At 74.8% G+C, this 24,638-nt stretch carries 19 protein-coding genes; 9 read left to right on the top strand and 10 right to left on the bottom strand.

The annotated features are described in order from the left end of the window. The first annotated feature begins 768 nt into the window (after positions 1–768). Entirely contained in the window at positions 769–1,116 is a 348-nt protein-coding gene (locus tag ACIRS1_RS19350) for a VOC family protein (RefSeq protein ID WP_402841212.1), read from the top strand. A 73-nt stretch (positions 1,117–1,189) separates the two neighbouring features. Here the strand turns inward: ACIRS1_RS19350 and ACIRS1_RS19345 are convergent, their stop codons facing one another. Further along, on the bottom strand, positions 1,190–1,948 hold the full coding sequence (locus ACIRS1_RS19345) for a hypothetical protein (protein ID WP_402841209.1): 759 nt from the start codon (positions 1,946–1,948) through the stop codon (positions 1,190–1,192). 506 nt (positions 1,949–2,454) lie between these two features. On the opposite strand from ACIRS1_RS19345, the gene ACIRS1_RS19340 reads away from it, so the two are divergent. From ACIRS1_RS19340 to ACIRS1_RS19330, 3 genes are all read left to right on the top strand, one after another. Further along, positions 2,455–2,862 carry a YciI family protein gene (locus ACIRS1_RS19340; protein WP_402841206.1) on the top strand — a complete coding sequence of 136 codons (408 nt, stop codon included), beginning with the start codon at positions 2,455–2,457 and terminating at the stop codon, positions 2,860–2,862. Positions 2,863–2,870: 8 nt separating this feature from the next. After that, a complete protein-coding gene (locus tag ACIRS1_RS19335) occupies positions 2,871–4,016 on the top strand; it encodes an RNA polymerase sigma factor (protein ID WP_402841220.1) in 1,146 nt (381 codons plus the stop codon). A 352-nt stretch (positions 4,017–4,368) separates the two neighbouring features. After that, positions 4,369–5,379 (top strand): DMT family transporter, encoded by a 1,011-nt coding sequence (locus ACIRS1_RS19330; protein ID WP_402841203.1) that lies wholly within the window; start codon positions 4,369–4,371, stop codon positions 5,377–5,379. Here the strand turns inward: ACIRS1_RS19330 and ACIRS1_RS19325 are convergent. Then, positions 5,364–6,773, bottom strand: a complete 1,410-nt coding sequence (locus ACIRS1_RS19325) for an STM4012 family radical SAM protein (protein WP_402841201.1) — start codon at positions 6,771–6,773, stop codon at positions 5,364–5,366. The genes ACIRS1_RS19330 and ACIRS1_RS19325 overlap by 16 nt on opposite strands. A gap of 219 nt (positions 6,774–6,992) precedes the next feature. On the opposite strand from ACIRS1_RS19325, the gene ACIRS1_RS19320 reads away from it, so the two are divergent. Then, entirely contained in the window at positions 6,993–8,063 is a 1,071-nt protein-coding gene (locus ACIRS1_RS19320) for a DUF1152 domain-containing protein (RefSeq protein WP_402841199.1), read from the top strand. Positions 8,064–8,095: 32 nt separating this feature from the next. Here ACIRS1_RS19320 and ACIRS1_RS19315 read toward each other — a convergent pair whose 3' ends face one another. Then, the gene (locus ACIRS1_RS19315) at positions 8,096–8,938 is read right to left on the bottom strand and encodes a hypothetical protein (protein ID WP_402841197.1); all 843 of its coding nucleotides are present in this window, start codon (positions 8,936–8,938) and stop codon (positions 8,096–8,098) included. 228 nt (positions 8,939–9,166) lie between these two features. Here ACIRS1_RS19315 and ACIRS1_RS19310 point away from each other — a divergent pair, with 228 nt between their 5' ends. Then, complete coding sequence (locus ACIRS1_RS19310) at positions 9,167–10,819, top strand: phospholipase (RefSeq protein ID WP_402841195.1); 1,653 nt, start codon at positions 9,167–9,169, stop codon at positions 10,817–10,819. A 139-nt stretch (positions 10,820–10,958) separates the two neighbouring features. On the opposite strand, the gene pip is transcribed toward ACIRS1_RS19310, so the two are convergent. After that, on the bottom strand, positions 10,959–11,903 hold the full coding sequence (gene pip, locus ACIRS1_RS19305; protein WP_360222859.1) for a prolyl aminopeptidase: 945 nt from the start codon (positions 11,901–11,903) through the stop codon (positions 10,959–10,961). Between the two features lie 268 nt (positions 11,904–12,171). Between pip and ACIRS1_RS19300 the strand changes: the two genes are divergently transcribed. Then, positions 12,172–12,396 carry a hypothetical protein gene (locus ACIRS1_RS19300; RefSeq protein ID WP_360222833.1) on the top strand — a complete coding sequence of 75 codons (225 nt, stop codon included), beginning with the start codon at positions 12,172–12,174 and terminating at the stop codon, positions 12,394–12,396. Between the two features lie 22 nt (positions 12,397–12,418). On the opposite strand, the gene ACIRS1_RS19295 is transcribed toward ACIRS1_RS19300, so the two are convergent. Then, on the bottom strand, positions 12,419–12,655 hold the full coding sequence (locus tag ACIRS1_RS19295; protein WP_402841192.1) for a DUF6296 family protein: 237 nt from the start codon (positions 12,653–12,655) through the stop codon (positions 12,419–12,421). Between the two features lie 242 nt (positions 12,656–12,897). Between ACIRS1_RS19295 and ACIRS1_RS19290 the strand changes: the two genes are divergently transcribed. Both ACIRS1_RS19290 and ACIRS1_RS19285 read left to right on the top strand, forming a co-directional pair. Next, positions 12,898–14,430 carry an MFS transporter gene (locus ACIRS1_RS19290; RefSeq protein ID WP_402841190.1) on the top strand — a complete coding sequence of 511 codons (1,533 nt, stop codon included), beginning with the start codon at positions 12,898–12,900 and terminating at the stop codon, positions 14,428–14,430. Next, a complete protein-coding gene (locus ACIRS1_RS19285) occupies positions 14,427–14,897 on the top strand; it encodes a flavin reductase family protein (RefSeq protein ID WP_402841187.1) in 471 nt (156 codons plus the stop codon). Before ACIRS1_RS19290 ends, ACIRS1_RS19285 begins: the two co-directional genes overlap by 4 nt. Positions 14,898–14,953: 56 nt before the next feature. Here the strand turns inward: ACIRS1_RS19285 and ACIRS1_RS19280 are convergent, their stop codons facing one another. The 5 genes from ACIRS1_RS19280 to ACIRS1_RS19260 all read right to left on the bottom strand — a co-directional run bounded on the left by ACIRS1_RS19280 (position 14,954) and on the right by ACIRS1_RS19260 (position 24,539). Next, positions 14,954–16,612, bottom strand: coding sequence for an alpha/beta hydrolase (locus ACIRS1_RS19280; RefSeq protein WP_402841184.1), 1,659 nt, complete (start codon positions 16,610–16,612; stop codon positions 14,954–14,956). Positions 16,613–16,765: 153 nt separating this feature from the next. Next, entirely contained in the window at positions 16,766–17,560 is a 795-nt protein-coding gene (locus ACIRS1_RS19275; RefSeq protein WP_360223183.1) for a metal-dependent hydrolase, read from the bottom strand. Between the two features lie 145 nt (positions 17,561–17,705). Then, on the bottom strand, positions 17,706–18,068 hold the full coding sequence (locus ACIRS1_RS19270) for a hypothetical protein (protein WP_360223180.1): 363 nt from the start codon (positions 18,066–18,068) through the stop codon (positions 17,706–17,708). Positions 18,069–18,171: 103 nt separating this feature from the next. Further along, positions 18,172–20,436 (bottom strand): SpoIIE family protein phosphatase, encoded by a 2,265-nt coding sequence (locus ACIRS1_RS19265; RefSeq protein ID WP_402841181.1) that lies wholly within the window; start codon positions 20,434–20,436, stop codon positions 18,172–18,174. Further along, positions 20,433–24,539: a HAMP domain-containing protein gene (locus ACIRS1_RS19260; protein WP_402841179.1), complete on the bottom strand. Its 4,107-nt coding sequence runs from the start codon at positions 24,537–24,539 to the stop codon at positions 20,433–20,435. The genes ACIRS1_RS19265 and ACIRS1_RS19260 overlap by 4 nt, the downstream gene beginning before the upstream one ends. Positions 24,540–24,638: the final 99 nt, after the last annotated feature.

Here is a 24,638-nt window from a genome sequence, read left to right as displayed (position 1 = left end):
ACCCCGTACCCCAGCGCCGACAACCGCTCCGCCACCCGCCGACCCGTCTTACCCGTACCACCCACCACCAGCACCACACCGGCATCGACCGGAAGATCAAGAGCACCGTCGTACGTCATCACGACCACCTCATTCGGAGAAAAGAAGGAGAACGAACGGAACCGACCGCCGGAGGCACCGGGCGTCCGGCCGGTCCGACGCGGATCCGCGGGGCTCGTCCGAGCCCTGAGCCCTGCGGCCCCTCGTCCTGGCACCATTCAAGTCCGCCCCGAGCCCGCGAACCATAGCCGCCGCACTCAGGTCCATGTGCGAGCGTCTACGCCGCCCACCAGCGGCGTCCGCCCGGTCACGGCCCGTCCGCGCCGTCCGCGGCCGGGGCCCCACCGGAACCCACCACAACACATCCCGCCCCGGCCGCACAGATCCCTCTACCAGCCCTTGACCTGGCCTTGACCGTCTCCGAATTCCCCGGAAAGGCCTTGCCAGCAATTCCGGGACATCCGCGGATCAGGCCGTGAATTCCCGCCGGGCCCGTGGCCGACCGGCCGTGGGCGGCGCACCGGAAGCGGTGCGGCCCGCCCGGACACCGCACCGGTAGTCTCGCGGCTGCTGCCGATCCATGGGAAGGCCTCGTTCACGGCCCGGTCGCTGCTTGCGCTCGGCCGCGGTCCCGGTGGTGTTCCCGACGATCGCGGGCGAGCCCGCCCGAGGAGCCGGCGGCCGCCGGGCCGACCTGCGGGGGCGGCGGCCCGCGGTTACCGTGAGGGCATGATCAACGGCGCCCACGTCATCCTGTACAGCCGGGACGCGGAGGCCGACCGCGCGTTCCTCCGCGACGTCCTGCGCTTCCCGCACGTGGACGCGGGCGGCGGCTGGCTGGTCTTCCGGCTGCCGCCCGCGGAGCTCGCGGTCCACCCCGCCGAGGCTTCCGACCGGGAGCTCTACCTGATGTGCGACGACGTCCACACGACGGTCCGCGAACTCACCGCGCTCGGCGTCGAGTTCACCGAGCCGGTGAGCTCCGCCGGGTGGGGCCTGCGGACGGCGCTACGACTGCCGGGCGGGGGCGTGGTCGGCCTCTACCAGCCGCGCCACGAGGTGGCCCACGGCGGCTGAGCCCGAGCGCCCCCAGGCCGGAGCGCCGCCCGGCCGGGCAACCGATCCGCCACCACGGCGGGCGGAGGCCGGCTCAGCCGCAGGTGCCGTCCGCACAGAGCCGCCACGCCACCCAGGACCCGAACCGGTCCGCCTCGCTGGTCCGCCAGTACCGGTCCGCGTTCCATTCCCGGGCCGTGACCTGCAACCGGCCGTCGGCCAGCTGCACCACCGAACTCGGCGCGCTCAGCCCCCGACCGGGCTCCGGCAGTCCGGGCAGCGGCCGGACCGGCCCCCAGGCGTCCCCGCTGCCGTCCCGCTGACTGCGCACCTCCATCGCCCCGGAGGACCCGTTGCCCGCGGCGAAGGCGTGGAGCCGCCCGTCGCGCTCCTTGAACAGGGTGATCCCCCCGTGGTACGGCGGCGGCGCCAGCTCGAAGCCCTCGGCCGCGCTCCAGCGTCCGTCCGGGGTGGCCAGCACGGTGCGGCAGATGCTGCCGTACGAGGCGATGAACACCTCCAGCCCGCCGCGGCCGTTCTCCACCGCGCTGACCTGGTACAGCTTCGGCCCGACCGGGGTCGCGCTGACCCGCTCCCACGCGCCGTACTCGCCGCCCGGCTCCTCCTGGGACCGGTGCCAGACGAAGCGCGGGCCGGGCGTCGCGGAGTCGTCGTAGAACTGCTGGAACTGCTCCGTCCGGCCGTCCGCCCGACGCGCCTCCACCAGGCTGTCCGCGACCGGACTGGCCGCCCGGCCCGGCCCCGGCGCGGCCCCGCACGCGGCGGTGACACCCGCGGCCGGGATCGTGGTGGCCGCCGCCGCGGCCACCACGACGACTGCGGCGGTCAGCACACCCGACAACACGGTTCGCGGAAGGTTCCTGCACACGGTCGGCACACCTCCATGCTGGCATCGGAACGACACGGCTGCGCACGGGAACGGCCCGTTCCGGCCCGCCCCCCGTACGCAGCCGGGACATTCTCGCCCGCCCGCCGCCGGGCGGACAGGGTGCCCACGGACCGTCCCGACGCGATCCGGCCGAACCCGGCGCCCGCGCACGACCCCGGCACCGCCGTGGCACCGGGCGCACCGTCCGGGCCGGGGAGCGCCCCCTCACCCCGCGGAGGCGCGCGGCGGGGCGCGGGACGCCCGGGCGGGGCGCGGGACGCCCGGGCGGGGCGCGGGACGCCCGGGCGGGGCGCGGGACGCCCGGGCGGGGCGCGGGACGCCGGGGCGGGGCCGGGCCCCGGGAAAACTCTTCGGAGAAATCTCCGTCGCCCGTGTCGAGAACCCGTGCCCGGCTCCGTCCCAGGGCCGAACGCGACGAGAATGGTCGCACCCGCTCCGAGGAGAAGACGATGGCCAAGTACCTGCTGCTGAAGCACTACCGCGGCGCCCCGGCCCCCGTGAACAACGTGCCGATGGACCAGTGGACGCCGGAGGAGATCTCGGCCCACATCCAGTACATGAACGACTTCGCGGCCCGGCTCGAGAAGAGCGGCGAGTTCGTCGACGGCCAGGCGCTCGCGCCCGAGGGCTCCTGGGTCCGGTACGACGGTGAGGGGCGCCCGCCGGTGACCGACGGCCCGTTCGCCGAGACCAAGGACCTCATCGCCGGCTGGATGGTGATCGACGTCGACAGCCACGAGCGCGCCGTCGAGCTGGCCGGCGAGCTGTCGGCCGCCCCCGGCGCGGGCGGTCGGCCGATCCACGAGTGGCTGGAGCTGCGCCCCTTCCTGGCCGCCCCGCCCACCATCACGGAGTGACCCACCCCGTGGACGAAGCCCTGCTGAGGAGCCTCACGCCGGGCGTGCTCGGTGTCCTCGTCCGCCGCGGCGCAGACTTCGCGGCGGCCGAGGACGCCGTCCAGGAGGCGCTGGTCGAGGCGGTACGGGTCTGGCCGGCCGACCAGCCGCGCGACCCGAAGGGCTGGCTGGTCACCGTGGCGTGGCGGAAGTTCCTCGACGCCGCCCGCGCGGACTCCGCCCGCCGCCGGCGCGAGGACCGCCTCGTCGAGGAGCCGCCGCCCGGGCCCGCCCCGGCCGTGGACGACACGCTGCGCCTCTACTTCCTGTGCGCCCACCCCTCGCTGACCCCGGGCTCCGCCGTCGCGCTCACCCTGCGCGCGGTGGGCGGCCTGACCACCCGCCAGATCGCCCGGGCCTACCTGGTGCCCGAGGCGACGATGGCGCAGCGGATCAGCCGGGCCAAGCGCACCGTCTCCGGCGTGCGGCTCGACCGCGACGGGGACGTCGCGACCGTGCTGCGGGTGCTCTACCTGGTCTTCAACGAGGGCTACGGCGGCGACGTGGACCTCGCCGCCGAGGCGATCCGGCTGACCAGGCAGCTCGCGGCCGTGATCGACCACCCCGAGGTGACGGGCCTGCTCGCGCTGATGCTGCTTCACCACGCCCGGCGGGCGGCCCGGACCGCGCCGGACGGCAGCCTGGTGCCGCTGGCGGAGCAGGACCGCTCCCGCTGGGACACCCGGGCGATCGCCGAGGGCGTCGGGATCCTCCAGGCGGCCCTGGCCCGCGACCGGCTGGGCGAGTTCCAGGCCCAGGCCGCCATCGCGGCCCTGCACGCCGACGCCCGGAGCACCGGGGAGACCGACTGGGTGCAGATCGTCGAGTGGTACGACGAGTTGGTCCGTCTGAACGGCAGTCCGGTGGTGCGGCTCAACCGCGCGGTCGCGGTCGGGGAGGCGGACGGGCCGCGCGCCGGGCTGGCGGCGCTCGCCGGACTGGACGACTCGCTGCCCCGCCACACCGCGGTGGCGGCGTACCTGCACGAGCGCGACGGCGACCTCGCCACGGCCGCGCGGCTGTACGCCGAGGCGGCCCACCGCGCGCCCGACCTGGCCGAGCGCGACCACCTGACGCGTCAGGCCGCCCGGCTCAACACCCGCCTGCGCGGCTGACGGCCCGGCTGCGGCCCGGGATGCCAGCCCCGGGGCGGTGCGGTTGGCGGAAGGTCCGTGGCGGGGGCCGCCGGGGTGTCCGGGGTCGAGCGGTTCCCCCAATTGGCCGGCCTGCGGGGCGCCCCTAGGGTCTGTCTTCAAACCCCCGTCCGCCCGGAGGGCGGGCGGGGCGGCGTTGGGGTGCGTGCATCGCAAGGCGGAGGAGGGAGCCACTGCGGAGCATTGGCGACCGACGACAACGCGGCGAGGTGCGTGCCCCGGCGTCGTCCCGCAGACGCGGGTTTGAAGACAGGTCCTAGGGTCGTCGGAGCCGGCGCCGCCGTCGGCGGGGGCGGGCGAGGGGAGAGCGCGGGTGGCTGCCGGAGGAGCGGTGCGGGGCGGGGTGGTGCCGGTGCTGGCCGCGGCGTGCCTGTGGGGCACGGTCGGTCCGGCGCAGCTGTTGGCGGAGGCCGCGGTGGATCCGGTGGCGCTGGGGGCCTGCCGGATGCTGCTGGGGGGTGCGGTGCTGTGCGCGGTGGCGGTGCGCCCGGCCGGGCTGCGGACGCTGTGGCGCCGGGGCGCGCGTGCCTGGGTGCTGTTGAGCGTCGCGGTCACGGCCGTGTTCCAGGCCGCCTTCCTGCCCGCGGTGGACCGGACGGGGGCCGCGGTCGCCACCGCGGTGGCCTTCGGCAGCGTTCCGGCGGTGGCGGGGCCGTGCGCCCGGTTGGTCCAGGGCGATCGGCTGGGCGGGCCGTGGTGGGCCGGCACGGGCTTCGCCGTCGCCGGGATCGGCCTCCTGCTGCTGCCCGGCAGCTCCGGCCGGACGGACCTGGTGGGCGTGCTGCTGGCCGCGGTGGCGGGGGCCTCGTTCGGGGTGTACATCGTGGCGGGCAAGCGCCTCGCGGCGGCGGGCGCGGACGCGGGCGCCGCCGCGCCGGTGAGCGTGCTGGGGGCGGGCCTGCTGGTGGCGCCGTGGATCGCGGTGGCCCCGGCCGGGCTGGGCTCGGTGCGCGCGCTGGTGCTGATCGGCTGGCTGGCGCTGGCGACGACGGCCGTCGGGTACCTGCTGTTCACCCAGGGGGCGCAGCGGATCAGCGCGGCGACCACCGGGACGCTGAGCCTGGCGGAGCCGCTGGTGGCGGCGCTGCTGGGGGTGCTGCTGCTGGGTGAGCGGCTCGGCGGCTGGGCGGCGCTCGGGACGGCGCTGCTGCTGGGCGGTCTGGTGGTGGTGTCGGTCCCGGTGCGGGGCCGGGCACGGGTGGCCGCCGGGGCCGCCGGAGCGGTGGTCGGCCAGGAGCCGGGAGGGGACGCCACCGCCCGGGCCGCCGCGGCGGGGGTCGCGACGGCCCGGGCGCCCGGGGAGGGGGGTCAGCGGTCCCGGTAGGCCGCCATGGCGGCGTCGACCCGCGGCGAGAAGAACAGCGGGCCGACGGCGTCCGCCCAGGCCATGCCCTCGGGGGTCAGCCGCAGGGTGTCGCCGCCGGTCAGCCAGCCGCGCTCGGCGAGGATCGCGAACTGCGCCGGGAAGTGCGCGGCGGGCGTGTCGCCGAACCGGCCGCGGTACTGCTCGACGACGGTGCCGCCGCTCTCCAGCAGGGTCTGCAGCAGGTACATCCGGCGGCGCTCGTCGTCGTCCATGGTGAACGCCCACTGGGCGCGCCGGAAGTCCTCGGTGGGGGTGGCGATGTAGTCGTCGATGATCCGGCGGACCTCGGGGACGGCGACCGCGTAGTCCGTGGTGTAGTGCAGTCCGGTGGTGAACGAGCGGGCGCCGACGCCCAGGCCGACCATCCCGGCCTGCTGGTTGTACTCGCTGATGCCCGCGTCGTCGGCCTGGTCGACGGCGGCGGTGCCGGCCCGCTGGAAGACCCGCATCGAGGTCTGCCGGTAACCGGCGGCGAGCAGGTGGTCGCGGCCGAACCGGTAGAGCCGCAGCCGCTGTTCGTCCCAGCTCTCGCCGGTGTCCTCGTGCCGGCCGTCGAGCCCGGTGAGCGGGCGGACGTACAGCGGGTAGAGGTAGACCTCCTCGGGTTCCCAGCTCAGCGCCGCGTCCAGGGAGGTCCGGAAGGTCTCCTCGGTCTGGCCCTGGATCCCGTAGATGAGGTCGATGTTGAGGATCGGGAAGGCGGCGGCCTTCAACCGGGTGAGGGCGGCGTCGACCTCGGAGCGCTTCTGCGGCCGGACGGCCGCACGGGCCTCCTCCTCGAGGAAGGTCTGCACGCCGATGCTGACCCGGGTGGCGCCGCGTTCGGCGAGGACGGCGATCCGGTCCGGCGTGGCGGTGGCCGGGGAGGTCTCCACCGACCAGGGGACGGCCCGGAGGTCGGCGCCCATGACGTTCTCGCAGAGGTCGGCGAGGCGGGTCAGTCCGGCGGCCGTGAGGTAGGTGGGCGTGCCGCCGCCGAACGCGGCGAGGGTGAACCGGATGTCGCGGCCCTGGGCCTCGAGGGCCTCGCGGGTGGCCCGGGCCTGCCGTTCGAGGGTGTCCAGCCAGGCGGTGGTGATCTGTTCGGGGGCGCCGGTGCGGGTGAACAGGTTGCAGAAGCCGCAGCGCATCTCGCAGAACGGCACGTGGACGTAGAGCGAGAGGGCGTCCAGCCGCTCTCCGGCCCAGATGTCGGTGAGCGCCGGCCCGTCGGCCAGGGCGCGGTAGGACTTCTGGTGCGGGTAGGCGTAGACGTACTGCCGGTAGGGGGTGCCGAGGGCCTCGGCGGGGGTGTCGGCGGAGGTGTCGGCGGGGGGACGCGGGGTGAGCTGGAGCAGGGGGGAGGTGCTCATCGGGGTGGTGACTCCCGTTCGGCTAGGTCAAGGTCCGGTCAAGCCCGGGACATGACGCTAGGCGGACCGGAATCCCGCGGTCACGGGTCGGATTCTCCGAGTGACGAAAGCGGCGCGGCCGGGGAGTTGAGAGGTTCGCACGCTGGAGAAATATGCCGACCGGTCAATTGCTCGTGAAGGTCTGGTGCTTGACCCGGGAGGGCGGTAACCCTGGTCGGCATGAAGAGACTTCTGATCGCCGCGGGCGGGGGCGGGGACGTCATCGCCGCCGTCATGCTGCACGCGGCGCTGTACGGCCCGGCCGCGCCCGCGCTCGTCCTGACGTACGCCTGGGAACGCCTGGTCGTCGATCCGTTGCCCGGCCCGCGCGGCCGCGCGGACTTCACCGGCCTGGACAGCCCGGCGCCCCGCCTCGACCTGGTCACCGCCCGGACGGCGCCGATCCCCCCGGCCGGCTCCTCACTGCCCCGGCTGGCCGCCGAACTTCCGCTGCCGCTCGGCCTGCTGGACCCGTACGGCGGCGCGGCCGGGCTGGCCCGCACCGTCGCGGCGGCGGCCCGGCACTGCGGCGCGACGCACGTCGACGTGGTCGACGTCGGCGGCGACATCCTGTCCGACGGCACCGAGCCGACGCTGCGCAGCCCGCTCGGCGACGCCCTCGTCCTCGCCGCCTGCGTCCGCACCCGGCTGCCGACCCGGGTCTGGGTCACCGGCCCCGCCCTGGACCGGGAGGTCCCGGCGCGGGAGCTCTTCGCTCGGCTGCCGCCGGCCGGCTTCGCCCTGGGCGCCGCGCACGTCGAACCGGTCCGCCGGGTCTTCGGCTGGCACCCTTCGGAGGCCAGCGCCATGCTGGCCGCCGCCGCCCGGGGCGTGCGCGGCCGCTGCGGCATCCGCGACGTCCCCGAGCCGCTGCGCCTGGACGACCGCAGTGCCGGCGTGCACCGGCTCTCCCTCGCCCGCGCGGTCGCCCTGAACCCGCTGGCGCGCCGCCTCGCGGACAGCGCCGGTCTGGACGACGCGGAGCAGGCGAGCCTGGAGGTGTGCGGGTTCTCCGAGGTCGCCCGCGAGCGCGCCCGGGCGGCCGCCGGACCGCCGCCGCCCGCCGTTGCCGTCTCCCCCGACGGTGCCGACCTGCCCGCCCGCCTCGCCGACTGGCGGGCCGCCCTGCGCCGCGAGGGCGTCACCCTGGCCACCCGCCGCCGGGCCGTCGAGGACCTCACCCTCGGCCCGGCCGACCTGCGCCGGATCGCGCCCTCCGCCGGAAGCGCCTTCCCACTCCTGACGGTGTGACGGATCCTCCGCCCCCGCGGGCGGCCGCCCGGTCAGCCCGCGGCGGCGGGCTGTTCGGCGTCGCCGAAGCGCGCCAGGGTCAGCGCGCCGATCACCGCGGCCGCGAAGCCGAGGACGGCCAACGGGGTCAGGTCGTGCCGGGTGTGGTCACCCAGCACGAGCACCCCGACCGCGGCGGGGCCCAGCGTCTCGCCGAGCACCATCGCGGCCGTCGCCGCCGTCACCGAGCCGTGCTGCATCGCCCAGGTCAGCGCGGCGAAGCCGCCGAGGCCGGCGACCGCGATGGCGTACGCCGAGGGCTCGGTCAGCAGGTCCGGGAGCCTCGGGTCGGGCAGCACCCGTGCGGCGACGCCGACCACCCCGAACTGCAGGCCCGCGACCAGGCCGAGCAGCGGGGTGCGGCGGGCGCCGCCGAAGCGGACCACCAGCCGGCCGGCCCCGAGCAACAGGACCGCGACGAGCAGCACGCCCAGCCGCAGCGCCTCGTCGCCCTTGCCCTGGCCGTCCCGCCCGGCGGTGAGCGCGAGCACGCAGAGCCCGGCGCAGACGGCGGCCACGCCCAGCCACTCGCTGCGCCGCAGGCGCACGCCCAGCACCCGGGAGGCGCCGACGGCGGTCACCGCGAGCGCCGAGGCCAGTGCGGCCTCGACGACGTAGAGCGGCAGCCGCCCCAGGGCGACGAGTTCGGCGGCGAATCCGAGCATGTCCATCCCGACCCCGGCCAGGAAGGGCCACTGCCGGAGCGCCCCGGCGAGGGCGGCGGTCTCGCCCGTCTGCGGGGAGGTGGCCGCCCTGCGGGCGCCGACCGCCTGCAGCACGGTGGCCGTGCCGGTGAGCAGTGCGGCCAGGAGGGCGGACAGCAGGCCGATGAGCATGGGCCGACGCTACGGTGCGGGGCGGCGGCGGGGGTGGCTGACGCGCCGTCGGACCCCGGCGGTCGGCGGGGGCCGAAGGGCGGGGGTCCGACGGCGGGGGCCGGACGGCGGGTGTGATTCCGGCCTGGTGACTCATTGTCATGCTCAGATTTAAGGATCAGGTTACTTCTGGGTAATCTCAGGTCGTCCCACGGGTGAACACCCGTCACCTCCTGCAAGGAACCACACGTGCACCTCCCCTGGTCCGGCCGGTCCGGCCGTCTGCTGCGCTCCGCCCTGGCCGCCGCCGCAGCCACCACCCTGCTCTCCCTCGCGACGCCGCCGCCCGCCCACGCCGACGCCGCGACCGGCCCGGCCGCCCCCGGTGCGACACCCCACCTCGACGCCGTCGAGCAGGCCCTGCGCGAGGTCGCGCCCGGCCTGGAGGGCACCGTCTGGCAGCGCACCGAGGGCAACAGCCTCGACGCCACCGCGGACGACCCGGCCGGCTGGCTGCTGCAGACCCCCGGCTGCTGGGGCGACAGCACCTGCACGGACCGCCCCGGCACCCGCGCCCTGCTCGACCGGATGCGCGCGAACGTCGCCTCGGCCACCCGGACGGTGGACGTCTCCACCCTCGCGCCGTTCCCGAACGGCGGCTTCCAGGACGCCCTGGTCGAGGGCCTCAAGACCTCGGTGGCGGCCGGCCACCGCCTCCAGGTGCGGATCCTGGTCGGCGCCGCCCCGCTCTACAACGCCAACGTCCTGCCGTCCCGCTACCGCGACGAACTGGTCGCCAAGCTCGGCCCGGCGGCCCGGTCGGTGACCCTCACCGTCGCCTCGATGACCACCTCGCGCACCGCCTTCTCCTGGAACCACTCCAAGCTCCTGGTCGTCGACGGCCGCAGCGTGATCGCCGGCGGCATCAACGGCTGGAAGGACGACTACCTCGACACCGCGCACCCCGTCTCGGACGTCGACCTCGCCCTCACCGGCCCCGCCGCCGGCTCCGCGGCCCGCTACCTGGACACCCTCTGGGAGTGGACCTGCGGACGCACCGGCGTCTTCGACAACGCCTGGTTCGCCTCCACCGACGGCGCCGCCTGCCGGCCGTCGATGGAGCGCGAGCTCAACCCGGACGCACCCGCCACCGGCAACGTCCCCGTCCTCGCCGTCGGCGGCCTCGGCGTCGGCATCCGCGCCGCCGACCCCTCCTCCGACTACCGCCCGGGCCCGGTCACCGGCGCGTCCGACGCCAAGTGCAGCCCGCTCACCCTGCACGACAACACCAACGCCGACCGCGACTACGAGACGGTCAACCCCGAGGAGAACGCGCTGCGCGCCCTCGTGGCCGGGGCCACCAGCCACATCGAGATCTCCCAGCAGGACATGAACGGCACCTGCCCGCCGCTCCCCCGCTACGACTCCCGGCTCTACGAGACGCTGGCCGCCAAGCTCGCCGCCGGGGTCAAGGTCCGCATCGTGGTGAGCGACCCCGCCAACCGCGGCACCGTCGGCAGCGGCGGCTACTCGCAGATCAAGTCCCTCAACGAGATCAGCGACGTCCTCAAGGCCCGGCTGACCGCCCTCACCGGGGACCGGACCAAGGCCGGCGCCGCGCTCTGCAGCAACCTCCAGCTCGCCACCTTCCGCGCCGCCCCCTCCGCCACCTGGGCCGACGGCCACCCGTACGCGCTGCACCACAAGCTGGTGGCGGTCGACGGATCCGCCTTCTACATCGGGTCCAAGAACCTCTACCCGGCCTGGCTGCAGGACTTCGGGTACGTCGTCGAGGACGGCACGGCGGCCGCGCAGCTCGACCGCGACCTGCTGACCCCCGAGTGGCGCTACTCCCAGGCCACCGCCACCGTCGACTGGGCCACCGGCCGCTGCCAGGCCTGAGCACCCGTCGGACGGCCCGCGCCGGAGGGGCAGCCCCCGCACGCCACCCGCGTGCGCGGGCGGCCCCTCCGCCGCGACCGGGAGCCGCGCCCGGAGCGGGCCGGACCGGGCGGGCCGTCAAGAGGCCGTCAGCGGGCCGTCAGCGGGCCGCGAAGCGTTCGATGGCCTCGAAGACGTGACGGACCTTGGTCTCGCTGTCGAGGTGCCCGGCGTCCTCGGCGACCAGCAGTTCGGCGTCCGGCCAGGCCCTGACCAGCTCCCAGACGGCCTGGAGCGGTCCGTTCATGTCCATCCGGCCGTGCACCAGCACGCCGGGGATCCCGGCCAGCCGATGGGCGCCGCGCACCAGCGCGTCGTCCTCCAGGAACAGGCCGTGGGAGAAGTAGTGCGCGCAGGTCCGCACGAGGGCCATCCGCTCGGCCCGCGGCAGACCGGTGAACGGGCCGCGCCGCCCGGGCAGTTCGTGCGAGAGCAGCGCGTCCTCCCAGGCGGACCAGTCCAGCGCCGCCCGCTCCCGCACCTCCGGGTCCGGGTCCTCCAGACGCCGGGCGTAGGCGCCGAGCAGGTCGCCGTCGCGCGGGGTGCCCGGCACCCCGGCGAGGAACCGCTCCCAGGCCTCGGGGTAGAACCGCCCGGCTCCCCGGTACAGCCAGTCGATGTCGCTGCGCCGACCGCCGAAGACGGCCGCCAGGATGATCTCGGACACCCGCTCGGGGTACTGCTGGGCGTAGGCCAGGCTGAGGGCGGAGCCCCAGGAGTAGCCGTACAGCAGCCAGCGCTCGATGCCCAGGTGCTCCCGGAGCCGTTCCATGTCGGCGATCAGGTGGTGGGTGGTGTTGTGCCGCATGTCGGTGGCCGGGTCGGCAGCGTTCGGGGTGCTGCGGCCGCAGCCGCGCTGGTCGAACAGCACCAGTCGGTAGCCGGCCCGGTCGAACCGCCCGTAGCCGCCGCGGTGGAAGCCCCCGCCGGGGCCGCCGTGCACCACGACGGCGGGTTTGCCGCCGGGGGTGCCGCGGACCTGCCAGTAGACCTGGTTGCCGTCGCCGACGTCGAGCATGCCCTCGTCGTAGGGCTCGGGCACCATCCGCGGCTGGGTCACGTGCGCTCCTTCTCCGGGTCGACGGGCCCGGCGGTGGCGAGGCCGGGCGGTCGTCCGCCCGGAGCCCGGGCCGACGACCGCAGCAATCTACCGACCGTCCGATCGGCGCGCGGGCGGATTTCCCCACGGGCTCCGGGCGGTGGGGACGACGGGCCCGCCCGCCGTGCCATCCCACCGGGCGCCGCCCGGTGGCCGAGCCACCGCAGCGGGGGTTGCATGGGGTGACGAGCCCCAGCGAATCCCGGAGGCAGCCGTGTACGAGATGTGGGCCGAGCACGACCCGGCGATCTTCCCCCCGACCGTGGTGTGGCACGTCGTCACGAAGGACGACGCGACGACCTCGCTGTGCGGCCGGTTCCTGGAACCCGCCCAGCGCGTGGCACCCCCGGCGGACAGCGCCGAGCCGCTGACGCCGGACCGCTACTGCGACCCGTGCCTGGTCACCGTCCGTGAGGCGATGGCGGCCGACGCCCACTGACGCCGGCACCCGCGGCGGGCACTCAGCGCAGCGGCACCGCCAGGAGGCAGCTGTGCCGGCCGGTGCCGGTGGGCGCGGCGAGGACGGTGGCCACCTCGCCGGCGATCTCCACCCGTAGGTCACCGTCCGCGTTCTCCCAGACCGGACGCCCACCGGGCCCCACCGCGCCGGTGGACTGCACCACGACGACGGTGGGCGGGGCGTGCCCGCCGACCGGACCGGGCAGGGTCACCGCGTAGCGGTGCGTGAGGCTCCGCATGATCGGCCTCCTCGTTCGTCTTCCCGCCCTGTGCTGCCGATTGTCCTCCCCAGCGGGCCGGATGTACACGAATGGTGCCGGGCGGCCCGTGCCCGCGCCGTCCGGCGGGCCCGACACCCCCGCGACCGGCGGTCCGGTCGCCGGTCGCTCACCGCACGTGCCGCTCAAGGCCCAGGTGTGGCCACGCCGGCAGGGGGCAGACGCGTGGCGTCGTGACCCGGCTGGTGAAGGAGGCACACCCGATGGCCGATCCCGCGAAGTCCTCGACACGACGGTCGGAGGCGGCCCGCGGCAGCCGGTCCACCGTTCCGGGAGACGTCGTCGAGACCGACGTGCCGGCCCGGCTGGACCGGCTGCCGTGGTCCCGCTGGCACTGGCGGATCGTGATCGGCCTGGGCACCGTCTGGATCCTGGACGGTCTCGAGGTCACGATCGTCGGCAACATGGCGGCCAGGCTCGCGCAGCACGGCAGCGGCATCGCCGTCTCCACGGCGCAGGTGACCACGGTCGCGGCCGCGATGTACGTGGCGGGTGCCTGCAGCGGCGCCCTGTTCTTCGGCTGGCTGACCGACCGGCTGGGCCGCAAGAAGCTGTTCATGGTGACGCTCGCCGTCTACCTGGCGGCGACCGCCGTGACGGCGTTCTCCTGGACGGCCTGGTTCTTCTTCCTCTGCCGCTTCTTCACCGGCTTCGGCATCGGCGGCGAGTACGCGGCGATCAACTCGGCGATCGACGAGCTGATCCCGGCCCGGGTGCGCGGCCGGATCGACCTGGTCATCAACGGCAGCTTCTGGATCGGCGCCGCGATCGGCGCCTTCGCCTCCATCGCCCTGCTGAACACCTCGCTGTTCGCGACGGACGTCGGCTGGCGGCTCGCCTTCGGGCTGGGCGTCGTCCTGGGACTGGTGATCCTGCTGGTGCGCCGGCACGTGCCGGAGAGCCCGCGCTGGCTGTTCACCCACGGGCGGGCCCGGGAGGCCGAGGAGGTGGTGGCCGAGGCGGAGGCGACGGTGGAGCGGCAGAGCGGCGAACCGCTGCCGCCCGTGACAGGCAAGCCCATCCGGATCCGCGAGCGCGGTCCGCTCGGCTTCGTCACGATCGCCCGCACCGTGGTGACCCGCTACCCGCGCCGCACCGTGCTCGGCCTCGCCCTGTTCATCGGCCAGGCCTTCCTGTACAACTCGGTGACCTTCGGCTACGCCGTCATCCTCACCACGTACTTCCAGGTGCCGGAGGGCGACACCGGGTACTACTTCGCGGTGATCGCGGTCGGCAACTTCCTCGGTCCGCTGCTGCTCGGCCGTTTCTTCGACTCGGTCGGCCGGGTGCCGATGATCGCCGGCACCTACATCGGTTCGGGCGTGCTGCTGTTCGGCACCGCCGCGCTGTTCCAGAGCGGCTCGCTCTCCGCCGCCGGACTGACGGCCTGCTGGACGGCCGTGCTGTTCCTGGCCTCCGCCGGGGCGAGCTCGGCCTACCTGACGGTCAGCGAGATCTTCCCGCTGGAGACCAGGGCGCTGTGCATCGCCTTCTTCTACGCCGTCGGCACGGCCGTCGGCGGCATCAGCGGGCCGCTGCTCTTCAACGGCCTGGTGAGCAGCGGGGAGGTCTCCCGGACGACGCTCGCGTTCTGCATCGGCGCGGGGCTGATGACGGCCGCGGGGCTGGTGGAGGCGGCGATCGGGGTCCGCGCCGAGCGGCGCAGCCTGGAGGACCTGGCCTCGCCGCTGAGCGCCGTCGAACCGGCGGAGGCCGAGGAGGTGGCGGGCGCATGAGCGACTTCGACGCCTTCGCGGCCTTGCTGGACCACCCGGTCTACGTGGTGACGGCCGCCGGGCGCGAGCCGGCCGGCTGCCTGGTCGGTTTCGCCGGCCAGTGCTCGATCCGGCCCTCGCGGTTCGTGGTGTGGATCTCGCGGGCGAACCACACCCACGCGGCGGCGCTGCGGGCGGACGCCCTCGCCGTCCACCTGCTGCCCCGCGACCACCGGCTGGCCGAGGTGTTCGGCGGTCTGAGCGGCACGGCCAAGTTCCCGCTGGTCGAGTGGTACCACGGCCCGTTCGGCGCGCCGATCCTCGCCGCGGCGCCGGCCTGGTTCGTCGGCCGGGTCCTGGATCTGGCCGAGTGGGGCGACCACACCGGGCTGCTGCTCGCCCCCGTCGCCGTCCACGTGCCGCCCGGCACCGCGCCGCTGCTGTGCTACCGCGACGTCGCGGACGTCGAGCCGGGTCAGCCCGCCTGAGCCGGCCGCGCGGCCGCGTGCCCCGGGGAGGGGGCGGCGGCCGCGCGGGCGGCGGGTCAGCGCAGCATGCCGCGGACCGCCTCCGGGTCGGTGGGCGCGAGCGGGGCGGCTCCGCCGGTCGCGGCGTCCCCGCCGGCGGCGGCGGTGGCGGTCTTGCTGGTGGTGGCCGGCGGCGGGGTCACGTAGACCGGGGCCGGGTCGGCTTCGGGGGCACAGGTCCTGGCGATCCGCCCCTTGCCCTCGGGCAGGCTGCCGTCGCGCAGGTAGGCGGTGAAGGTGTCGTCCAGGCACGGGTTGTCGTGGAAGAGGATCTCGTGGAAGCTGCCCCCGGTCTGGACGACCAGCTTGGAGCCGGGCAGCGCGTCGTGCATGGCGAGGCCGCCCTCGTACGGGGTGGCGGCGTCCTCGGTGGCCTGGAACAGCAGGACCGGGGGCAGGCCCTTGCCGGTGATCTTCGTGCGGCCGGCCGGGTTGCCCTGGTGGGGCCAGAACATGCAGGCAGCGTTGTACCACATGTTGTTATAGGTGTAGAAGGGCGCGACGGCGTCGACCTGGGCCTGGTCCTTCTTCCAGACCTCCCAGTCCCGCGGCCACGCGTTCTCGGTGCACTGGGCGGCGTTGTAGGCGGGGAAGGTGCCGTCGTCGGCGCCGGGGGCCGCGTAGCGGTTGTAGGCGATGTTCAGCGGCCGGGTGTCGTGCTGGGTGACGTAGGCGGAGAGGACGGTGGCCATCCTCGGCCAGCGCAGGAAGTTGTAGCCGCCGCCGTAGAAGGTGTCCTCGAACTCGGCCGGGCCGATCTTCCCCGGGGCCGGGGCGGCGTCGACCGGGTCGGTGCGCAGCGCGGCCTCGACCTGGGCGTAGGCCTTCTCGACGGCGGCGGCGTCGGTGCCCAGGTGGTAGACGGAGTCGGCCTTGGCGGTCCAGGCCGCGAAGGCCTCGAACCGGCGCTGGTGCTCCTTGTCCTGCAGGATGTTGTGGTCGTACCAGGTGATGGTCGGGCCGACGATGCTGTCCAGCACCATGCGTCGCACGTGCGAGGGGAAGAGCTGGCCGTACGTGGAGCCGAGCGAGGTGCCCCAGGATCCGCCGTAGAAGTTGATCTTCGGCACGCCGAGGGCCCGCCGGATGCTGTCCATGTCGCGCGCGTTGTCCACGGTGGTCATGTGCGGCAGCAGCCAGGACCAGTCGGCGGCGCAGTCGGCCGCGTAGCCGGCGGCCTTCTTCAGCCAGGCCTTCGCCGTGCCCTGGCTCACCTGGTAGTCGGGCCGCTCGCCGTCGAAGTAGTGGGCGTCGCAGACCACGTGGGGGTCGCTGCCGTTGGTGCCGCGCGGGTCGAAGCCGATCCAGTCGTAGGTCGAGGCGACGTCCTGCGGGACCTTCCCGGAGATGTAGGCCGGCATCCAGAGTCCGGAGTCTCCGGGGCCGCCGGGGTTGAGCAGGATCGGGCCCTGCTGCTTCTCCTTGGGCGCGGTGGCCGGCAGCCGGTTGAGCTTGATCCTGATCTTCCGGCCGTGCGGGTCGGCGTAGTCCACCGGCACGTCGAGCATCGCGCACTGCAGTGCGGGCGTGGTGGCGTCGTTGCAGGAGCTCCAGGCGAGCTTCCCCTGCCCGCTGTCGACGAGTTCGGCGGTGTCGGGTTCGGCGGCGGAGGCGGACACTCCGCCGAAGGCGGCGACGGCCGCGGCTGCCGCAAGCAGGGCGATGGCTTTCCTCATGGGAAGCATGATGTGATATGTGCAATGGTACAGCTAGGGGGCTGACCGGACTTTACCGAGCTTTGACCGGAGGTCAGTCCGGAGCCCGCCGCGCTGACGCCCCCTCGGACGGGGCACGTCCGGCGGGCGCGCGGGCGGGCCCCGTCCGCCGGCTCAGCCGAAGAAGCCGAGCGCACCCAGGGCGCAGACCCCGCCGGCGCCCATGAAAACCGGGGTGAGGACCTTGATCTCGACCCAGCTGCCGGCCCGGAACCGCATGCCCTTGGGCGGGCCGACCGGGTACCAGCGCTTGCGCCCGATCGGGATGGGCCAGAACACCGGGCAGCCCGAGACGGTCAGCGCGTCACCCAGGCAGTGCACCAGGGCGCCGAGCGCGACCGGCAGACCGATCCACAGGTACTGCTGCCCGGGCTGGTCGAACAGCCACCCGGCACCGTTGCCGGGCTCGTCGAGCACGTCGGCGAGCATCCAGGCGCTGGTCGCGCCGAGCAGCCAGACCAGCACGTCGCTGGAGACCCTGGCGTGGCGCCAGAGCAGCCCCTCGATCGCCAGCACCATGTGCACGAAGAGCACCGCGAGCACGCCCCACCGGCCGCCGAATACGGCCACCGCGGACGCGCCGGCCCCGCAGAGCGCCGCCCACAGCCAGGTGTGGGTCAGTGTGCGGTGCCCGCCCGAGCGGCGCGGATCACCCTTCTTGCGGGTGGCCTTGTAGGCCGCGTACGAGAGCTTGTCGATCACCTCGCACAGCGAGCGCGAGACCGGACCGAAGGCCCGGGATATCGTGGCGGCCTTGTGGTCGAGGTCCGGCGCGAGCGCGGCGCCCGCGCAGATCAGCGCACCGACCAGCAGCACCGGCCAGGGCATCGGCTCCCCCAGCCCCGCGGCGACCGCCCCGGCTCCGAGCCACGCCGCCGCCCCCGACAGTGAATGCGCCGGTCCCATCATGATCTGGCTCCCGCCCTCGTATCCACGCCCCCGACGAGGACCTGACGGTTTCCCAGCATATCCGTACAAGATCATCATTCGTACCGCCGCCCGGTCCCGCCCCGGGCGGGGCCGGGACCAGGGTTCGCCCCTCCCGGGGGCGGCCTCACTCGGGAGCGACGATCTCCGGCGCGAACACCGTGCCCAGCGGCTCCGGCCCCACGTACTGCTGGCAGTTGCAGTCGCGCGCCTCGAACTGCAGCGGACGCCGCTCGGCGTCCCAGGCGGTCGGCGCCTCGACGACCTCGTGGCACCGCCCCTGCTTGTCGTGCTTGGCCAGGTGGTGCGTACAGCCGCAGACCGGCTCCGGCGGCCGGTGCGCGGCCTCCAGTGCGAGCCTGCGCTTGTCCTCCGCCTGCAGCCGTTCCATCGTGCGCTCGTGACGCGTCTTCAGCGCACCCCGCACGTTCTCGACGACCCAGCCTCCGCCGATCATGACGGCCGGGATCACCGCCCACAGCCAACCCATGGTGTCCTCCCCCTCTTCAGTGGTGGCGGACAGCATACGGCCAGCTCGGACGCCCTGCACCGACGCCCCGTCCGGTCCGGGGGGCCGGCGCGTCCGGCCGGTCTCAGTCCCTCCGGACGGCGACCAGGCAGGTGTCGTCGTCGGTGTCGGATGGGCTGAGCTCCAGCAACCGGTCGAGGAAGCCCTCCAGGTCCGGCCCGGGCGCTCCGGCCGCCCGGATCAGTTGGTCGACGGACTCCTCGACCGGCCGGTCCCGGCGCTCGACCAGGCCGTCGGTGTAGAGCAGCAGGACGTCCCCCGGGTCGAGCCGGGCGCTGTGCTCCTCGTAGGCCGCGTCCTCCAGGGCCCCGAGCAGCACGCCGTGCGGCAGCGGCAGGACCTCGGCGCCCGCGGCGCCCAGCCGGATCGGGGGCAGGTGACCGGCCCGGGCCCAGTGCAGGCCACCGCCCGCCGGGTCGAGCAGGACGCAGACGGCGGTCGCGGTGACCTGCCCGGGCTCGCCCAGCGCGACGGTGTTGGCCCACTCCAGCATCCGGCCCGGCCCGGCCCCGGTGACGGCCAGGGCGCGCAGCGCGTGCCGCAGGGCGACCATGCCGGTGGCCGCCCCCACGCCGTGGCCGGCGACGTCCCCGACCGCGAGCAGCACCCGTCCGTCGGGCAGCGGCATGACGTCGTACCAGTCGCCACCGACCCGGTCCTTCTTGGCGGCCGGGCGGTAGCGCACGGCCGCCCGCAGGCCGCCCGGGCCCAGCGCCGGCGGGACGGTGGGCAGGATGGCCTGCTGGAGCCGCAGGGCCAGTTCGGCGCGCTCGGCGGACTCCTGCTCGGAGTCGGCGAGCCGCTCCCGGGTCGCGCCGAGCGCGACCTCCGTCCAGTGCTGCGCGGACACGTCGTGGTAGGCGCCCCGGACGGCGGCGAGGCGGCCGTCCGCGTCCAGCACGGGCTCGGCGATGACCCTGGTGTAGCGCTGCGCGCCGTCCGGACGGACCAGCCGGAAGACGGCGGAGGCGCTGCGGTGGCGGTGCCGGACGGTGTCCACCAGCCGGCGGATGGCCGGTTCGTCGTCGGGGTAGGCGTGCCGCCCGAGGTGGGCCAGCGGTACCGGCGCCGCCTCCGGCGGCAGCCCGAACAGCTCGTGCAGGCCCTCGCTCCAGCTGATCCGGCCGGTGCCGGCCGGTTCCTCGAACCCGGCGACCCGGGCCAGCCGTTGGGCCTGGCGCAGCAGGTCGGCCTGCTGCGGCGCACCGGCCCGCGCCGGGCCCGGCTGCCAGCTGAGCAGCAGCCGGTCCCCGAGCGGGGCGACACCGAGCCGGACGGTGCTCGGCAGGGGGTCCGCGCCGCGCTGGAACTCCAGCTCCAGCAGCGTCGCGGGCTGCGCGGCGCCGCTCTCGTGGCAGCGCAGCAGGTGCGCGAAGAGTCCGGTGGCGGCGGCGACGGGGTAGGCCTCCAGCAACGAGGAGCCCTCCACCTCCGCGCGCGGGCGGCCGAGCGGGTCGTGGAAGAGGTCGTTGACGCGCAGGATCGCGAAGTCGGCGACCCGGCCGCCCCGCAGGACCGGTGCCAGCAGCAGGGCCGGGGTGAGCAGACCGTCCGGTACCGCGCCCCGGTCGTCGTCGGCGGGCGGCTCCGCGGGGCCGTCGAGGAGGGTGGCGCACAGGTCGGCCAGGGCCCGCAACTGGCGGCGCTCGGCGCTGCCGAGGCCGGGCGCCGGGGGCGGCCAGAGCACTTCCAGGGCTCCCCGGCGGCGGCCCCGCTCCATCAGAGGAAGGACGGCCCGGACGGATCCGGGCCCGACCGAGGGGCCCGCCGTCTCCGAGGTGCCGGGCCACAGGTCCCGCCCCAGGCCGACGGCCCGCTGCGCGGGGGTGGGGACGCCCGGTGGGACGCGGGCCCAGGCGGCCGCCTCCGCGGTGGGCAGTCCGGCCTGGGCGGCGAGGGCGAGCGCACCGTCGGCGAGACACTGCCAGACGGCCACGGCGCGCACGCCGAGCGGCCCGCCGGTCTGGTCGAGGACGGCTTCGACGGCGTGCTGCAGCTCGGAACGCTCCCCGCCGACGGATGCGCCCGGCCCGGGAGCGGCCACGGGCTCGCCGCCGGCCTCGCCCGGGTGGTCGGGCGCGGGCAGGCCCGCGACGTCGGCGGCCAGCGCAGCGACGGGGACGCCCGACTCCTCGGCGAGCCGGCCGAGATGGGCGGCCGACTCGCCGAGCGACAGGCCGAGCCGTTCGGACAGGATGCCGGTCGCCAGGTCGACGACCGCCCGGGAGCGTTCCTCCGCCCGCATCCGCTCGACGGTGCGCTGAAGTCGGCGGACAGTCCCGGCCAGCGCCCGGGCGGTGCCGTCCTCTGGGTCCGGTCCCGGGCTCATGGCAGGTCCAGCACGTGCCGCATCCGGTCGAGGAGGCTGCCGATGTCCACGGGCTTGGTGACGTGGTCGTCCGCGCCGGCGGCGAGGCTGCGGTCCCGGTCGCCCGGCATCGCCTTGGCGGTGACGACGATGACCGGCAGCCGGGCGAAGCGTTCGTCGGCCCGGATGGCACCGATCGCGGCGTAGCCGTCCATGCCGGGCATCATCACGTCCATCAGGACCAGGGCGGTCTCGGGGTGGGCGTGCAGCAGGTCGAGCGCGCCGCCGCCGTCGGCGGCGTGCAGGACGTCCAGGCCGCGCTGTTCGAGGGCGGCGGTCAGCGCGAACACGTTGCGCACGTCGTCGTCGACGATCAGGACGGTCCGGCCCGTCAGGGGCCCTTGCGGTGGCTCGGGCGCGGGCACTGCGGCCTCGACGGCCTGCGGGGCGCCGCCGATCAGCTCGACCAGCCGCCCGCGCAACGCGTCCAGGCCACCGGGGAGTTCGAAGCCGCCGGCGGTCGCCGTGCCGGAGCGGGCGGTGCCGTCACCCTGGTGGCCCAGCACCGGGGTGTCGCCGTCCAGGGCCGACAGCAGTACCGGAGCGAGGTCCCCGGAGTGGTCGAGGTCGAGGACGGCGCAGCGGTAGTGGCCCTGGACCAGGGCGGAGCGCAGGGCGGCCTCGTCCCCTGCGGCGCGGACCTCGACCGGCCCCGCCGAGGGCCCCGCGGACCGGACGGCGGCCCGGGCGATCATGGTGAGCAGACCGGGCGGTTCGGGTTCGACGACGAGGACGTGCCGCCGGTCGGCGCGGGGTTCGGCCGGCTCCCCGGTCGCGAGGTAGAGGGTGAAGCGGCTGCCCTCGCCGGCCCTGGACCGGACGACGATGGTGCCGCCGAGCAGCCGGGCCAGCTCCCGGCTGATCGACAGGCCCAGGCCGGTGCCTCCGTAGCGCCGGCTGGTGGTGCCGTCGGCCTGCTGGAAGGCGCCGAAGATGGCGTCCAGGTGGCCCGGGGCGATGCCGATGCCGGTGTCCTCGACGTGGAAGGCGACGGCCGCGGCCAGGTGGCCGAGCTCGGCCGGGAGGTCGGGGGCGCGGACGGGTTCGAGCCTCAGCTCGACCCGGCCGGTGTCGGTGAACTTGACGGCGTTGGAGAGCAGGTTGCGCAGCACCTGGCGCAGCCGGGCCTGGTCGGTGACGAGTCGTTCCGGCACGGCTTCGTCGACGGTGACCTCGAAGCCGAGGCCCTTCTGGTCGGCGAGCGGCCGGAAGGTGGACTCCACGTAGTCCAGCAGCTCGTGCACGGCGAAGGGCTCGGGGCTCAGCTCCATCTTGCCGGCCTCGACCTTGGACAGGTCGAGGATGTCGTTGATGAGCTGGAGCAGGTCGGCGCCGGCCGAGTGGATGACACCCGCGTACTCGACCTGCTTGGGGGTGAGGTTGCCGGCGGCGTTCTGGGCGAGCAGCTGGGCGAGGATGAGCAGGCTGTTCAGCGGGGTGCGCAGCTCGTGGCTCATGTTGGCCAGGAACTCCGACTTGTACATCGAGGTGAGGCTCAACTGGCGGGCGCGCTCCTCGAGTTCCTGCCGGGCCTGTTCGATCTCCAGGTTCTTGGCCTCGATGTCGCGGTTGCGTTCCGCGAGCAGCGCCGCCTTCTCCTCCAGTTCCGCGTTGGAGCGCCGCAGCTCCTCCTGCCCCTCCTGCAACTCCTCCGAGCGGGCCTGGAGTTCGGCGGTGAGCCGCTGGGACTCGCCGAGCAGTTCGTCGGTGCGGGCGTTGGCGAGCAAGGTGCCGATGTTGACGCCGCACGCCTCGGCGAACTGCTCCAGGAAGTCCCGGTGGACCTCGGTGAACGGGTGGACGGAGGCGAACTCCAGCACACCGAGCAGCCACTCCTCCAGGGCGATCGGCAGGATCAGGACGGCCCGGGCGTCGGCCGCCCCGGCGCCGGAGGAGATGGTCGCGTAGCCGGGTGGCAGGTCGTCCACGGCCACGGTGCGCCGGGTGCGGGCGGCCTGGCCGACCAGGGTCTCGCCGAGCCGCAACCGCTCGTCGGGCAGTCCTTCCGTCGGCCGGCCGTAGGCGCTGATCAGGGCGAGTTCGGGGCCGTCCGGGCCCTCCTCGGCGAGGAAGAAGGCCCCGTACTGGGCACCCACCAGCGGAGTGAGCTCGTCGGTGATCATCTCGGCCACGGAGCGGACGTCCCGGCGCCCCTGGAGGGCGGCCGCGAAGCGGGCGAGGTTGGTGTTCAACCAGTCCTGTTCCTGGTTGGCCAGGGTGGTCTCGCGCAGGGAGCCGACCATGGCGTTGATGTTGTCCTTGAGGTCGGCGACCTCGCCGGAGGCGTCCACGGTGACGGACCGGGTAAGGTCCCCGGCGGCGACGGCGCTGGTGACCGCGGCGATCGCGCGGACCTGCCGGGTGAGGTTGCCGGCCAGCTCGTTGACGTTCTCGGTGAGCCGCTTCCAGGTGCCCGAGACGCCCTCGACCCGGGCCTGCCCGCCCAGACGTCCCTCGCTGCCGACCTCCCGGGCCACCCTGGTCACCTCGGCGGCGAAGGAGCCCAGCTGGTCGACCATCGTGTTGACGGTGGTCTTCAGCTCCAGGATCTCCCCCCGCGCGTCCACGTCGATCTTGCGGGTGAGGTCGCCCTTGGCCACCGCCGTGGTCACCTGGGCGATGTTGCGGACCTGGCTGGTCAGGTTGTGCGCCATGAAGTTGACGTTGTCGGTGAGGTCCTTCCACGTCCCCGCGACGTTGGGAACGCGGGCCTGGCCGCCGAGGATGCCCTCGGTGCCGACCTCGCGGGCGACCCTGGTCACCTCGTCGGCGAACACCGACAGCGTGTCCACCATGGTGTTGATCGCGTCCGCCAGGGCGGCGACCTCGCCCTGGGACTCCACGGTGATCTTCCGGGAGAGGTCTCCGCGCGCCACGGCCGTCGCCACGTCGGACATCGACCTGACCTGGCCGGTGAGGTTGGAAGCCATCACGTTGACGTTGTCGGTGAGGTCCTTCCAGGTGCCGGAGACGCCCCGGACGGTGGCCTGGCCACCGAGGTTGCCGGCCGTGCCCACCTCGCGGGCGACCCTGGTCACCTCGTCGGCGAACGCGGACAGCTGGTCGACCATCGTGTTGATGGTCTCCTTGAGCTCCAGGATCTCGCCCCGGGCGTCCACCCGGATCTTCTGGCTCAGGTCGCCCTCGGCGACGGCGGTGGTCACCTCGGCGATCGCGCGCACCTGGGCGGTGAGGTTGTCGGCCATGACGTTCACGGACTCGGTGAGGTCCCGCCAGGTGCCGGAGACGTCCCGGACGTCGGCCTGGCCGCCGAGCCGGCCCTCGGTGCCGACCTCCCGGGCCACCCTGGTCACCTCGGCGCCGAAGGAACCCAGCTGGTCGACCATCGTGTTGATGGTGGTCTTCAGCTCCAGGATCTCGCCCCGGGCCGTCACGGTGATCTTCTGGGTCAGGTCCCCCTCGGCGACGGCGGTGGCCACCTGGGCGATCGCCCGGACCTGGCCGGTCAGGTTGCCGGCCATGAAGTTCACCGAGTCGGTGAGGTCGCGCCACGTCCCGGCGACGCCCTTGACGTCGGCCTGGCCGCCGAGGATGCCTTCGGTGCCCACCTCCCGCGCCACTCTCGTCACCTCGTCCGCGAAGGCCGAGAGCTGGTCGACCATCGTGTTGACGGTGTTCTTCAGCTCCAGGATCTCGCCCCGGGCGTCGACCTCGATCTTCTGCGTCAGGTCGCCCTCGGCGACCGCCGTGGTCACCTGGGCGATGTTGCGGACCTGCCAGGTGAGGTTGCCGGCCATCGCGTTCACCGAGTCGGTGAGGTCCGCCCAGGTACCGGCCGCGCCCGGCACCTGCGCCTGGCCGCCGAGGCGCCCGTCGGTGCCGACCTCCCGGGCCACCCGGGTGACCTCCGAGGTCACCCGGGACAGCTGGTCGGCCATGCCGTTGAAGACCGTGGCGATCTCCCCCAGCACCCCGGGCTGGTCGGGCGTGAGCCTCGTCCCGAAGTCGCCGTCGCGCACGGCGGTCAGCCCGGCCAGCAGCTGCCGCAGGGCCTGTCCGGCCGGGTCGGCGGGCCGCGCACCGGGCGCCGGCTGCTCGTCCATCCTGTCACCGTCCCGCACGGACGCACGGCCCCAGCGCCGACGGGCGGGCTACGGCTCGTGGGGGCGGCGGGCGCCGCCCTGCTCCCACTCTGCCACCGG

The sequence above is a fragment of the Kitasatospora sp. NPDC101176 genome, from assembly GCF_044768035.1.
Lineage (GTDB): Bacteria > Actinomycetota > Actinomycetes > Streptomycetales > Streptomycetaceae > Kitasatospora.
The sequence above is the reverse complement of the archived record's forward strand: the minus strand, read 5'-3'. Positions and strand labels throughout refer to the sequence as shown.